The 12,552-nt window shown below is 76.9% G+C and carries 12 protein-coding genes and 1 rRNA gene; 10 read left to right on the forward strand and 3 right to left on the reverse strand.

Annotated features, from left to right (window positions below; genetic code table 11):
* Positions 1 to 199 precede the first annotated feature (199 nt).
* The 3 genes from rrf to BMW27_RS00025 all read left to right on the forward strand — a co-directional run bounded on the left by rrf (position 200) and on the right by BMW27_RS00025 (position 2,939).
* Positions 200 to 316 (forward strand): 5S ribosomal RNA (gene rrf / locus BMW27_RS00010).
* Positions 317 to 1,642: 1,326 nt separating this feature from the next.
* On the forward strand, positions 1,643 to 2,482 hold the full coding sequence (locus BMW27_RS00020; RefSeq protein WP_091437298.1) for a tetratricopeptide repeat protein: 840 nt from the start codon (positions 1,643 to 1,645) through the stop codon (positions 2,480 to 2,482).
* A gap of 100 nt (positions 2,483 to 2,582) precedes the next feature.
* On the forward strand, positions 2,583 to 2,939 hold the full coding sequence (locus BMW27_RS00025; RefSeq protein WP_091437300.1) for a single-stranded DNA-binding protein: 357 nt from the start codon (positions 2,583 to 2,585) through the stop codon (positions 2,937 to 2,939).
* A gap of 8 nt (positions 2,940 to 2,947) precedes the next feature.
* Here BMW27_RS00025 and BMW27_RS00030 read toward each other — a convergent pair whose 3' ends face one another.
* On the reverse strand, positions 2,948 to 4,129 hold the full coding sequence (locus tag BMW27_RS00030; RefSeq protein ID WP_245743228.1) for a DUF1015 domain-containing protein: 1,182 nt from the start codon (positions 4,127 to 4,129) through the stop codon (positions 2,948 to 2,950).
* Positions 4,130 to 4,345: 216 nt separating this feature from the next.
* On the opposite strand from BMW27_RS00030, the gene BMW27_RS00035 reads away from it, so the two are divergent.
* Together BMW27_RS00035 and BMW27_RS00040 are read left to right on the forward strand one after the other, a co-directional pair.
* Positions 4,346 to 4,741: a tetratricopeptide repeat protein gene (locus tag BMW27_RS00035; RefSeq protein WP_012949056.1), complete on the forward strand. Its 396-nt coding sequence runs from the start codon at positions 4,346 to 4,348 to the stop codon at positions 4,739 to 4,741.
* A complete protein-coding gene (locus tag BMW27_RS00040) occupies positions 4,738 to 5,817 on the forward strand; it encodes an HAD-IIA family hydrolase (protein ID WP_091437303.1) in 1,080 nt (359 codons plus the stop codon). The genes BMW27_RS00035 and BMW27_RS00040 overlap by 4 nt, the downstream gene beginning before the upstream one ends.
* A gap of 232 nt (positions 5,818 to 6,049) precedes the next feature.
* Here the strand turns inward: BMW27_RS00040 and BMW27_RS00045 are convergent, their stop codons facing one another.
* Complete coding sequence (locus BMW27_RS00045) at positions 6,050 to 6,367, reverse strand: SCP2 sterol-binding domain-containing protein (RefSeq protein ID WP_245743229.1); 318 nt, start codon at positions 6,365 to 6,367, stop codon at positions 6,050 to 6,052.
* Between the two features lie 210 nt (positions 6,368 to 6,577).
* Here BMW27_RS00045 and BMW27_RS00050 point away from each other — a divergent pair, with 210 nt between their 5' ends.
* From BMW27_RS00050 to BMW27_RS00070, 5 genes are all read left to right on the forward strand, one after another.
* The gene (locus BMW27_RS00050; protein ID WP_091437309.1) at positions 6,578 to 6,817 is read left to right on the forward strand and encodes a hypothetical protein; all 240 of its coding nucleotides are present in this window, start codon (positions 6,578 to 6,580) and stop codon (positions 6,815 to 6,817) included.
* Positions 6,817 to 7,614, forward strand: coding sequence for a TlyA family RNA methyltransferase (locus BMW27_RS00055; RefSeq protein ID WP_091437310.1), 798 nt, complete (start codon positions 6,817 to 6,819; stop codon positions 7,612 to 7,614). Before BMW27_RS00050 ends, BMW27_RS00055 begins: the two co-directional genes overlap by 1 nt.
* A gap of 165 nt (positions 7,615 to 7,779) precedes the next feature.
* Entirely contained in the window at positions 7,780 to 8,814 is a 1,035-nt protein-coding gene (locus tag BMW27_RS00060; RefSeq protein ID WP_091437312.1) for an NAD kinase, read from the forward strand.
* Positions 8,789 to 10,618, forward strand: a complete 1,830-nt coding sequence (gene recN, locus BMW27_RS00065) for a DNA repair protein RecN (protein WP_217637992.1) — start codon at positions 8,789 to 8,791, stop codon at positions 10,616 to 10,618. The genes BMW27_RS00060 and recN overlap by 26 nt, the downstream gene beginning before the upstream one ends.
* 127 nt (positions 10,619 to 10,745) lie before the next feature.
* Positions 10,746 to 11,462, forward strand: a complete 717-nt coding sequence (locus BMW27_RS00070; protein ID WP_091437316.1) for a class I SAM-dependent methyltransferase — start codon at positions 10,746 to 10,748, stop codon at positions 11,460 to 11,462.
* Between the two features lie 120 nt (positions 11,463 to 11,582).
* Here the strand turns inward: BMW27_RS00070 and BMW27_RS00075 are convergent, their stop codons facing one another.
* Entirely contained in the window at positions 11,583 to 12,425 is an 843-nt protein-coding gene (locus BMW27_RS00075) for a TetR/AcrR family transcriptional regulator (protein ID WP_091437320.1), read from the reverse strand.
* Between the last annotated feature and the right edge of the window lie 127 nt (positions 12,426 to 12,552).

Genomic DNA, 12,552 nt, shown 5'->3' on the forward strand with positions numbered 1-12,552 from the left:
GGTTGATAGGCCGGAGGTGGAAGCACCGCGAGGTGTGGAGCTGACCGGTACTAACAGGCCGAGGGCTTGACCACACGACCACAACGACCCCCACACCAGGTGTGCGGGGTGACGGTCGAAGAATCATGCGTAGCAAACAGCGTCCACTGTGCGGTTCTGAACGCACCAACCGGGATCCGGTCGGTCAGGTTCACAGTGTTACGGCTGTCATGGCGAGAGGGAAACGCCCGGTCCCATTCCGAACCCGGAAGCTAAGCCTCTCAGCGCCGATGGTACTGCCCCGGGAACGGGGTGGGAGAGTAGGACACCGCCGGACAACCATCCCAGAACGGGGGTCAGAGCCACGTGCTCTGATCCCCGTTCTGCTGTTTCCGGACACTTCTCGCAGCGCTGTGCGTGCTGCCCCGACTCCCGAGGTACGCAGACGCTCATGACTTCACCGCGACGAGGCGCCGGCGGTACCGGCGGACAGGGACCCCGGGGAGGCCGCGGCGGTTCCGGACAGGGGCGTCCGCAGGGACGAGGCGCGGGTGCCCGTGGGGCGTCCTCCGGTCGCGGCGGTCAGGGCTCCTGGCAGGGCCGCCGCCCGGCCGGTGGGCGGTCGGAGGACTGCCGCGGAGGTGGCTGGCAGGAGCGTCGTCCGGAAGGTGACCGGCCGCAGCGTCGTCCCCAGGGTGGAACGGGTGGCCGGGACGACGGTGGCTCGCGACAGGACTGGCGGGACCGCCGTCCGCAGCGCGACGCCGGGTCGAACGCCAGTGCGCCGCGCGGGCAGTGGCAGGACCGGCGACCGCAAGGTGACCGTCCGGCGGCGGGCCGATCGGAGTGGCGGGACCGCCGCCCGTCGGATGAGCGGGGGAGGGACGACCGGCAGGACCGGCGACCGCAGGAGGGCCGGGACGACCGACGACCGCACGGCGAGCGCCCAGCGGCGGGCCGATCGGAGTGGCGGGACCGCCGCCCGTCGGATGAGCGGGGGAGGGACGACCGGCAGGACCGGCGACCGCAGGGGGAGCGCCCGGCGGCGGGCCGATCGGAGTGGCGGGACCGCCGCCCGTCGGATGACCGGGCGCGGGACGACCGGCAGGGCCGGGACGACCGGCAGGGCCGGGACGACCGACGACCGCACGGCGAGCGCCCAGCGGCGGGCCGATCGGAGTGGCGGGACCGCCGCCCGTCGGGTGACCGGGGGCGGGACGACCGGCAGGGCCGGGACGACCGACGACCGCAGGGGGAGCACCCGGCACGCAGCAGCTGGCAGGACCGCCGGTCCGCAGGGGAGCGGCCGCAGGCGGAGCGCCGGGCAGGCAGCAGCTGGCAGGACCGCCGGTCCGCAGGGCAGCGGCCCGAGGGCGAGCGGACGGGGTGGCGCGACCGTCCGCGTGGCGGACGTCCCGACGTCGCCCCGGACCGGCGGGAGGGGCGTCCGCAACGCCCCGGCGGGTCACGCGGTGAGGGGCAGTCCCGCGAGGGTCGCCCGGGCGGGCACCGGGGAGACTGGCGGGACCGCCGACCCGACGACGACCGCCGTGGTCGTCCGGAGCGTGCTCAGCGGTCACCCCGAAGCGGCGAACGCACCCCGCCTGCGCCCACGGGCCCCGAGGTCCCCGAGTGGGCCGACCCGCGCGAGCTGGACCAGTCGGTGCGTGCGGCGCTGCGCGGGCTCGACCCGCGCAACGCCCAGCGGGTGGCGGGCCACCTGGTCGTCGCCGGGACGCTCGTCGACGACCAGCCCGGGGAGGCGCTGGCCCACGCGCGAGCGGCCCGCGACCGGGCGTCGCGCATCGCCGTCGTCCGCGAGGCCGTCGGCGTGGCCGCCTACCACGCCGGGGACTACGCCGAGGCCGCTCGAGAACTGCGGGCCTACCGCCGGATGAGCGGCGACCCCGGGTACCGGGCGGTTCTCGCCGACTGCGAGCGGGCCCTGGGGCGTCCCGAGGTCGCGCTACGGCTGGTGCGCGAAGCGCTGGCCGAGCACCCGGACGCGGAGGAGACCATCGAGCTGCGCCTGGTCGAGGCCGGTGCGCGCCAGGACCTCGATGAGCTGCCGGCGGCCCGTCTCGTGCTGGAGGGCGTCCTCGGCGGGCGCCCCCACCCGGACTCGGTCGACTGGGCGGAGCCCGCCGTGCTGCGCGTCTCGGCGGCCTACGCCGACCTCCTCGAGGCCGCCGGTGAGAGCGCCCTGGCCGCCGAGTGGCACGCCGCGGTGGCCGCGCACACCCCGGAGGAGTCCGACGTCGAGTTCTCCGAGGAGGAGTTGCCGGAGGTCGACGCCGCCCCGGCGGTCGAGCCTGCCGAGGCACCGGCCGGCGAGGGGCCGGCGGACGCGGACGCCTCCGGCGACGACGCGGCCCCGGACGACGGTGGCGGGTCCGGCGCCTACGACTTCCACGAGGACGTCGAGGCCGAGGTCGCCGAGCTGCTGGGCGAGACCGACAGGCCCGAGGACGACGCTGCCGCGGAGGACGCCGCCGAGCACTGACCGCCGACAGCGGGAGCGGCGTCGTCCACACCGGTGCCCGCGGTCCACAGACCCTCGGCGGGCCCTCCTCCGGGCGTCGCGGGACGGCGAGGCTGCCGTCATGAGCGTGGCTGTAATCGACCGGAACGACGTGGTGCTCCGCGGGAAGCTCTCCGCCCCGGCCGAGGTGCGGACCCTGCCCAGCGGCGACACGCTGGTCAGCTTCCGCCTGGTGGTCCGCCGGCCCGGACCGCAGACTCGGGGGCGGTCGACCGACACGCTGCCGTGCATCACGTACGACCGCGCGCTGCAGAAGCGGGTCGCGGCGTGGCAGGCCGGTGACGTCGTCGAGGTGGAGGGCGCCCTCCAGCGCCGGTTCTGGCGGACCGCGACCGGCACCACGTCGATGACGGAGGTGAACTGCCGGCGCGGACGCAAGGTGCCGCGGTCCGCGGGGGCCGACGTCCGCACCGCGTGAGCGGCCGGTCAGTCCCCGTGGGGCCGCAGCACCAGACCGGTTCGCGGTTTCGGGACGAACAGCGTCGACTTCCGCGGCATGCGGGCATTGGCCCGGGCCACGGCGGCGACGTCGGCCGGCGAGGGCGCTCGCAGCAGGACCGCCACGCCGTGGCGGCTGCGTGCGCCGGCCAGCGCCTCGTCGAGGCCGTGCGCGATGAGGACGGCTCCGTCGTCATCGGCGCGCCCCCACAGCCGGTGCACCAGACCGTGGTGGACGAGCACCACGTCCAGTCCGCGCCACGCCTCCGGGGCCTCGGCGGGCACGGCGTCGAGCACGTCGGCCGACGGGGAGTCCAGCCGGACCACCCGCGATCCGTCGCTGACGAGCAGGCCCACCTCGCCGGGAACGGAGATCCAGCGCTCCACCGCCTCGGCGGGGCCACCGGCGCCCACGCGCAGCTCGGTCGCCCGGAAGCCCGCCGACGCCGCGGCGAGCGCCTCGCCGAGGGAGAGATCGGGCACCACCCGGTGGATCGGGTGCACCCGCAGCCCGCCCGGTCCCATGGGGGTGACCAGCGCCAGGATGGCCTGGGCACCGTGGGCCCGCGCCGCCGCGAAGCGGTGGTGCCCGTCGGCGATGACCGCGCCGGTGTCGGCGAGCGCGGCGGTGACCAGGCCGGTCAGCGCCGGGTCGGACACCCGCCACAGGGCGTGCCGGACACCGTCGGCGTCGGTCACCTCGAGCGTGGGCGGGCCCTCCTGCGCTGCGACGGTCAGCGCGGGGAGACCCGGGTGCGGGTCGTGCGCCAGCACGATGGGCTCCAGGTCGGTCGCGGTGGCCTCCAGCAGCGCCCGGCGACCCTCCACGGCACCGGGGAAGGTGTCCTCGTGGGGCAGTACGGCCCGCGAGCCGGCCGGCGGCAGCTCGACCGCAGCCAGCCAGCCGACGGTGTCCGGAGCGCCGTCCGCCGGGCTCAACGCGTAGACCCACAGTGCCGGCTCGGCGTCGCGCTCGAGCACTCCGGCCTGCTCCCAGTTCCGCAGCGTCACGGCGGCCTCGGCGACCGAGCGGCCCAGCCCGTCGCCGCCCGGGCCGTCCGCTCCGGACGCGACGCCGGGCAGGATGAGGCGCACGACGTTGTGCGGGTCGGCGGCGGCCAGGCGGTCCCGGCCCTCCGGGGTCACCAGGTCGTAGGCTGGCGAGCTCACCCGGGCCAGGTGGCCCGGGTCTCGTCGCCGGTACGTGAGAGCGCGGAAGGGCCGGACCTGGAGCCCCGTCGCAGCTTCCGGGTACGGGGAGTCCCACGACGAGCGCACGACGGGAATCGTAGGAGCGGTGCGCTCCGGACGGTGGGCGTCGCGGGCTGCGGTAGCGGTCCGGTGACGACGACACCGCCCGGAGGCACCCGGATCGAGGGAGCAGCGGTGTCCGACGCGGGGGTGCCCGACGGGGACGTCTACGACTGGTACCAGCGCGGGCTGCAGCTGCTGGCCAACCGGGACCCGGCAGCGGCGGCGACGATCCTGGCCCGCGCCGCGGCGGCGGAGCCGGGGTCGCGCAGCCTGCTGGAGGCGCTGGCCCGCGCCCAGTACGACGCCGGCCGCTATGCCGAGGCCGTCGGGACGTTCCGCGAGCTCACCGTCCGCAACCCGGCCGACGACTACGCCCAGTTCGGCCTGGGCCTCGCAGCCAGCCGAGCGGGCGACCTCGACCTCGCCGCCGAGCACCTGGCCCTCGCCGTGGCGATGCGCCCGGACCTGGGGCACTACTCGCGCGCGCTGCGCGGGGTGCGCGCCCGCCGCGGCGGGGAGACCTCGTGAACGGCGCGCCGGTCCCGCTGTCCGCCGGCGCAGCGGAGCCACCCTGCCGGGAGTACGACGTCGCGCTGCTCGACCTCGACGGCGTCGTCTACGTCGGCCCCGAGGCGGTGCCCGGCGTGCCCGAGGCGCTGGCGGCCGCACGGGCGGCGGGCATGCGGCTGGGCTTCGTCACCAACAACGCGTCCCGGACGCCGGAGGAGGTCGCCGGGCACCTCACCGCCCTGGCGGTCCCCGCGGGCGCCCTGGAGGTGATCACCAGCTCGCAGGCGGCGGCCACGGTCGTCGCCCAGCGGCTCGGTGCGGGCGCCCGCGTCCTGCCGGTCGGCGGCCCGGGCGTGGCCGCCGCGCTCCGGGCCGCGGGGCTCACCGTGGTCACCCACGCCGAGGAGCAGCCGCTCGCGGTCGTGCAGGGCTACGGCCGCGACGTCGGGTGGACCGAGCTGGCCGAGGCCGTGGTGGCCGTCCGCAACGGCGCCGAGCACGTGGCCACCAACGCCGACGCCACCATCCCCTCCCCGCGGGGGCCGCTGCCCGGCAACGGCGCGCTGGTGGGCGTGGTCAGCACCGTCACCGGCCGGCGCCCCCTGGTGACCGGCAAGCCCGACCCGGCCATGCACGCCGAGTGCGTCCGCCGCACCGGAGCGCAGCGGCCCCTGGTGGTGGGTGACCGGCTCGACACCGACGTCGAGGGTGGTCGCCGCGCCGGCGCGGCGACCCTGCTGGTCCTCACCGGCGTGACCGATCCGGCGACCCTGCTGGCAGCCGGTCCGGACCAGCGGCCCGACCTGCTCGCCCCGGATGCCGCCGGGCTGCTCACCGCCCACCCCGGGGTCGTCGCGGAGGACGGTGGGTGGCGGTGCGGGGCGTGGTCGGCCCGGTCCGGCGTCGGGGACGGTCCGCTCCGCCTGGGCCGTCACTCGGCCGGTGCTGCCGCCGGCGCCGACGGGCTCGACGGACTGCGCGCGCTGTGCGTCGCGCACTGGGCCCGGTACCCGGACACGGCCGCACCGGCGCGGGTCACCGCTGCCGACGAGACCGCCGCCGCCGAGCTGCGGCGCTGGGCGCTGCCGTCGTGACCCGCCGGGTGGGTCGGCACGGCCCTCCTGCGGCGGCCCACCGCAGGCCCCGTCCCGGGCACCGCCCCGAGCTCTGATGGCCTCCGGGCAGGGTCCCGTCGCCGGCCCCGTCCAGGGCCCCGCCCCGAGTTCGCGAGAGGTGGGGCGGACGGGGTCCGCCCATGGCGGGGGCGAGGGGTCCTCCGAGGGGAGGACGGGGTCCTCCCCTCGGAGGGCGCAGGAGGGTCCTCCCTCAGAGCAGCGTGCGCAGCCGGAGCATGTCGCGCAGGCCGGCCTCCAGCTTCACCCGCCCCGACGCCCAGGCCGGACCGAAGCTGAGCCGGCCCTCGGTCAGCGCCACGAGGTCGTCGCTGGACATGGTGAAACGGATGTCGGCCTTCTCCGGCGACTGCCCGTCGGGCTCGGCCCGCAGCTCGCGCACCGATCCCCGGGCCAGCCGGCCGCGGACGAGCTGCCCGAGGTCGGTCAGCCGGCAGGACAGGCTCCGGTCCAGGCCCTGCGCCGCAGGCTTGGCCGCGAGGTCGCCGAGGATGCCCTCCAGGGCGGTCATGCACTGCTCCATCGTCGCCACGCGGGCACGCCTCCATCGCATTCGGGGACCGGGCGGCCGAACGCTAGCGCCCGCCGGCGACCCGTGTGCGTCGGCCCCGGCCGGTACCCTCGCGGGCCGGGGGAGCAGCACCGGCAGCGCCCGGGCCGCCGGTCCCGAGCTCCTGCCGGCGTCCTCCCGCGCCGTGCCCGTCCACCCGAGAGGCCAGCGATGACCGAGCCGAACCGACCGCGACCGGTACCGGGGCCGCCCCGGCCCGGGCCGTGGGGCGGCGCGGCCCCGGTACCGGTCCCGGCCACGCCGGACGAGGTCCCGCCGACCGGCGCGGACACGGACGACGGCACGCCGTTCGCCGACCTCGACCGGCGACCGGTGGCCGAGCACGTCGCGGTCTTCGAGGCCGAGCACGCCCGGCTGCAGCGCGAGCTCGGCACGATCGACCAGCTCTGATGGTCCGCCGCAGCCGGCTCGACGCGGAGCTCGTGCGTCGCGGACTGGCCCGCTCCCGGGAGCACGCCGTCGCGCTCATCGCCGACGGACGGGTCGCCGTCTCCGGACGGGCCGCGACCAAGCCCGCCACCGGCGTGGACGCCAACACCCCCGTCGTCGTGCGCACCGACCCCGACGAGCCCAGCTGGGTCTCCCGCGGCGCGCACAAGCTGCTCGGCGCGCTGGAGGCCTTCCCGGTCCCCGTCGAGGGCCGGCGGGCGCTGGACGCCGGCGCGTCGACCGGCGGCTTCACCGAGGTGCTGCTGCGCCGCGGGGCCCGCGAGGTGGTGGCCGTCGACGTCGGCTACGGCGAGCTGGCCTGGTCGCTGCGGACCGACGAGCGGGTGCGGGTCCTCGAGCGCACCAACGTCCGCACGCTGACGGCCGACCAGGTCGACGGGCCGGTGGACCTGGTCGTCGCCGACCTGTCGTTCATCTCCCTGCGGCTGGTGCTGCCCGCCCTCACCTCCTGCGCCACCGGCGAGGCCGACCTGCTGCCCATGGTGAAACCCCAGTTCGAGGTCGGCCGTGAGCGGCTCGGCGCCGGTGGCGTCGTGCGGGACCCGGCGCACCGGCAGGACGCCGTCCTGCAGGTGGCGCGGGCCGCCGCCGGGATCGGCTGGGGAACGGCGGGCGTGGTCGCCAGCCCGCTGCCCGGACCAGCCGGCAACGTCGAGTTCTTCCTCTGGCTGCGCCGCGACGCCGGGCCGCCGCGCGAGGAGGACGTGCGCCGCGCCGTCGAAGGAGGACCGTCGTGAGCCGTCGCCTGGGTACCCAGGACCCGTCGGCCGCCCAGCACCGCGGCCGCGCCGGCACCCCGCCGGCGGCCGCTCCCGAGGAGGACCAGTGACCGAGCGTACGAGGTCGCCCAGGGACACAGCACTGCCTGGCACGCGAGTGACGAGCGCCAGCGAGGAGGAAGCGTGACAGAGGTCAGCCCCACCGCCTGGGCCCCCAGCGGAAACCGGCACGTGCTGCTCACCGTGCACACCGGCCGCCACGACATCGTGGAGCTCGCCCGCAGCTCCGCCGCCCGGCTGGCCAAGGCCGGCATCACCGTGCGGCTGCTCGAGGACGAGGCGGACGCGCTCGGCATCGAGGGCGCGCAGGTCGTGCCCCCGGACGCCGAGGCCGCCCGCGGCGCGGAGATCGTCATGGTGTTCGGCGGTGACGGCACCTTCCTGCGCGCCGCCGAGCTCGCCCGCTACAGCAACGCCGCGCTGATGGGCGTCAACCTCGGCCGGGTCGGCTTCCTCGCCGAGACCGAGCCCGAGGCGGTCGAGGAGACGCTCACCGCCATCGAGCGGTGCGAGTACTCGGTGGAGAAGCGGCTGGCGATCGAGGTCGACGTCCTCGACGCCACCGGTGCCGTCGTCGGCGGCACCTGGGCGCTGAACGAGGCCTCGGTGGAGAAGTCCGAGCGCTCGCGGGTGCTCGACCTGGTCGTGGCCATCGACGGTCGTCCGCTCACCAGCTTCGGCTGCGACGGCGTCCTGTTCGCCACACCCACCGGGTCCACGGCCTACGCGTTCTCCGCCGGCGGGCCGGTCGTGTGGCCCGACGTCGAGGCGATGCTCGTCGTCCCGTCGAACGCGCACGCGCTGTTCTCCCGCCCGCTGGTCACCTCGCCGGACTCGGTGCTCACCGTCGCCATCCCGGCCGACGGCAACCGCGCCCGCGTGTCCGCCGACGGGCGGCGCGCGCTGGAGGTGCCCGAGGGCGGACGGGTCGACGTCCGCCGGGCCGCGCGGCCGGTGCGCATCGCGCGCGTGCACACGACCACGTTCGGCGACCGGCTGGTGGCCAAGTTCGGGCTGCCGGTGCGCGGGTTCCGCGACGCGCGCCGGCACGACCCGGGCCACGAGATGTCTCCGGACCGCAACGTGCTGACCCGCGGTTACGTCCGCGGGGACGGAGGGGAGGGGGGCCACGGTGGCGACACGGACGACGACGCGTGAGACCCGACGGCCGGCCCGCACGGCGGAGCCGGTCGAGACGGTCGCCGCGCCACCGGACGGCGGGACGTCGCTGGGCCGGCTGACCGAGCTGCGCATCCGCGGGCTCGGCGCCATCGACGACGTCACCCTCGAACTCGGCGACGGCCTGACCGTGGTGACCGGGGAGACCGGCGCGGGCAAGACGATGGTCGTCACCGGCCTGACGCTGCTCTTCGGCGGGCGGGCCGACCCCGGCCGGGTGCGCGCCAACGGGCGGGCCGGTGTCGAGGGCCGGCTGGCGCTGCCCGCCGACTCCCCGGTGTGGGAGCGCGCGGCCGACGCCGGCGCCGACCCCGACGACGACGGCACGCTGATCCTGGCGCGCACGGTCAGCGCCGAGGGCCGCTCGCGGGCCCACCTCGGCGGGCGCAGCGTGCCGGTCGGCGTCGTCGCCGAGCTGGCCGAGGGCCTGCTGGCGGTGCACGGGCAGAGCGACCAGCTGCGGCTGTCCCGTCCGGCCGAGCAGCGTCGGGCCCTGGACCGCTACGCCGGCACCGCGCACCTGGAGCTGCTGGACCGCTACCGCGAGGCGTACACCCGCTGGCGGCAGCTGGCCGGCGACCTCGAGCGCCGCCGCGGTCAGGCGCGGGAGCTGGCCCAGGCCGCCGACGTCCTCCGCCACGGGCTGGAGGAGATCGAGGCGGCGGGCCCGCAGCCGGGAGAGGACGCCGAGCTGGACGCGCAGGCGCGGCGGCTCAGCGACGCCGACGCGCTCCGCGCAGCCGCCGACGAGGCCCGCACCGCGCTGGTCGGCGACGTCACCGGCGACCTCGGCGACGACCTGCCGCAGGACGCCAGCGCGGCGCTGGCGATCGCGGAGCGGGCGCTGGCCGCCTCCGACGACCCCACCCTGGTGATGCTCGCCCAGGACCTCAACGACGCGGTCGCGGTCGTCTCCGACGTCGCCGGGCAGCTGGCCACCTACGTCGCCGACCTGGACGCCGACCCCGCCCGGCTGGCCGAGGTGATGGACCGCCGCGCGGCGATCACCGCCCTGGTGCGCAAGTACGCCGACGTCGGCGACGGCGTGGACGGCGTCCTGGCCTGGGCCGAGGACGCGCGCCGCCGCCTGGACGAGCTCGACGTCTCGGACGAGGCCCTCGAGGCGCTCGAGGCCGCCCGCGACGCGGCCCGGACCGAGGTCGACGACCTGGGCGCGCAGGTGTCGGCCGGGCGGCGGGCGGCCGCCGAGGGCTTCGCCGCCGAGGTGGGCCGGGAGCTCGCCGGGCTGGCGATGAAGAGCGCGCGGGTCTCCTTCTCGATCGAGAGCGACCCGGACGCCCCGGGACCGGAGGGCATCGACGAGGTGGCGCTGCTGATGGCGGCCCACCCCGGCGCCCCGCCGCGCCCGGTCCACAAGGGTGCCTCCGGTGGCGAGCTGTCCCGGGTGATGCTGGCCATCGAGGTGGTCTTCGCCGGTGCCGACCCCGTGCCGGTCATGGTCTTCGACGAGGTCGACGCCGGGGTCGGCGGGCAGGCCGCCGGGGAGATCGGCCGGCGGCTGGCCCGGCTGGCGCGCCGGCACCAGGTCGTCGTCGTCACCCACCTGGCGCAGGTCGCGGCGTTCGCCGACACCCACCTGGTGGTCGACAAGTCCCCGGACACCGGAGCGGGCGTGACCGCCACCGACATCCGGGCCGTCGACGGCGAGGACCGGGTGCGCGAGCTGGCCCGGATGCTCTCCGGGCTGACCGACAGCGACACCGGCCAGGCCCACGCCCGGGAGCTGCTCGCCGTGGCGGCGACCGCACGCGCGGCGGCGTAGCGGGCGCGGTCGGGCAGCCAGGAGTGACGGCGGAACGAGTGGGGTAGGGCCGGATCGTGCCCCACCGACGTCGCACCGCCGCAGCCGCACGGCCCCTCGCCCACCCCGCGCTGACCGGTGCCGCCCGGTGAGCTGCTTCTCCTCCGCCGACGAGTCGGCGCACTACGGGTTCAGCGTCTGCATGCTGCTGCAGCACTACCGCGATCAGCTGGGCTGGGCGCGCGAGGGCGTCGTCGAGCTCGGCACGGGCGATGCCACCGCCATCGCCGACGTGGTGGCCGGCCTGCCGGAGCTGCGGGTGCGCAGCTTCGACATCAGCGCCCCGTCGGTCGAGCGGGCCCGGGAGAACATCGCCGCCCGCGGTGTCGCCGACCGCTACACCGTCGAGTTCGGCGACTTCTTCGACCGCGCCGACTCCGCGGCCGGGCCGTCGGCGTCCACGGTGATCGCCAACCCGCCCTACATCCCGGCGCCGGACCGCGACATCCTCATGCCCGAGCTCTGGGGCGGGGTGTACGGCAACGACCTGGTGCTGCAGCTGCTCAAGGCCGGCTACCGCAACGTCGTCACCGCGGTGCCGAGCTACGCCGACCCGGAGACGACGGTCCGGACGGCGGAGGACCTCGGGTACCGCGTCGTGAACTTCCTCGCCATGGGCCTGGACTACGGCGAGTACAGCAGCGAGCCCAAGGTGCGCGACCACGTCCGCCGGCTGGTCGCCGAGGGCCGCGGCTGGGCGGGGGAGGACGAGTACATGGTCGCCGTCGCGCTCTTCACGCAGGACCCGGACATCCCCGGCGACCGCGCCGGGCAGCTGCTGCGCGCCCTGCAGCTGTCCGCCTGACCCCGGCGCCTCCAGCGGTCCCGGGGTGGGTCGCCTCGCGAGGAGGGCCGGGGTGGGCTCAGCTCAGCCGGTGGACGGCACCTGGCCGCGGCGCCGGCCGGTAGGCCGACGGTGTGGTCGTCACCGCCGCTTGGCGTAGCCGGCGAGTCCGAACTGCAGCAGCGCGAGACCCCGCTCGCCGCGGGCGCGCAGCTCCGCGGACAGCGCCGGGCCCGAGACGCCGGCGAGCACCCGGTCACGGGCCAGTTCGAGCAGTGCGGCGTAGAGGCTGAGCACCGCGTGGGCGGCCAGCCACGGCGCGAGCTCACCCGCCTCGGCCTGCGTCTCCTCGGCGATGAGCTCCGCCAGCGCGGTGGTCAGCTCGCCGAGGATCTCCCGCTCGCGCACCTGCAGCGTGCGGCTGCCGCGGATCACCTGGGCCATCTCCGCCACACCGGCTGCGGCCTCGGGGGCGCCGAGCCCGCTCATCGCCCGGACGACGAAGGTGCCGGCCGCCGCGCTCACCGACTCGCCCGCGGGACGGCGGCGCACCGCCTCGAGCAGCGCTGCGCGCATCGGCGGGTCGGCCTCGAAGACCAGCCCCTCCTTGACCGGGAAGTGGTTGAACACCGTCTTCTCGACCACGCCGGCGCGTTGCGCGATCTCCACGACGCTCACCGCGTCGAACCCGCGCTCGGCGAACAGTTCGGCGGCGGCCTCGATGATCGTGCCGCGGGTCTGCTGGCGGCGCCGCTCGCGCAGGCCGGGGCCGCGCAGCGCGCGCCGCCCGCGCCGTCCCCGGGCCGCCTGCTCGGGCTCGGCAGGGGCCGGGGGAGCGGCCGGCGTGGTGGTCCCGGGGAGCGGCGGTGCCTCGTCGTCGGGCGTCGCCGGCGCGGGCAGGTCGTGGCCGACCGCCTCGGGCGTCTCCGGCCGCACGTCGTCGTCCTCGTCCGTGCGGCCGACTGCGTGCGCCCCTGGAGTCACCCCGCCAACGCTAGACAGCCCGGCGGGGGGCTCCGGCAGGGCCCGTGCGGCAGGTGTGCCCGGCGTGTCGTGGTCTCCGTGGTGTCGGACACTCTGCGTGACTGGTATGTCGTCGATGCGCGTCGGT

It is taken from the genome of Geodermatophilus poikilotrophus (assembly GCF_900111455.1).
GTDB classification, from domain to species: domain Bacteria; phylum Actinomycetota; class Actinomycetes; order Mycobacteriales; family Geodermatophilaceae; genus Geodermatophilus; species Geodermatophilus poikilotrophus.

Coding starts and splice junctions, on each gene's coding strand:
- BMW27_RS00045 (WP_245743229.1), bottom strand. CDS start 6,367: ATGACCGCCCTGGAGGGCATCCTCGGCGACCTCGCGGCCAAGCCTGCG.
- BMW27_RS00050 (WP_091437309.1), top strand. CDS start 6,578: ATGACCGAGCCGAACCGACCGCGACCGGTACCGGGGCCGCCCCGGCCC.
- BMW27_RS00025 (WP_091437300.1), top strand. CDS start 2,583: ATGAGCGTGGCTGTAATCGACCGGAACGACGTGGTGCTCCGCGGGAAG.
- BMW27_RS00055 (WP_091437310.1), top strand. CDS start 6,817: ATGGTCCGCCGCAGCCGGCTCGACGCGGAGCTCGTGCGTCGCGGACTG.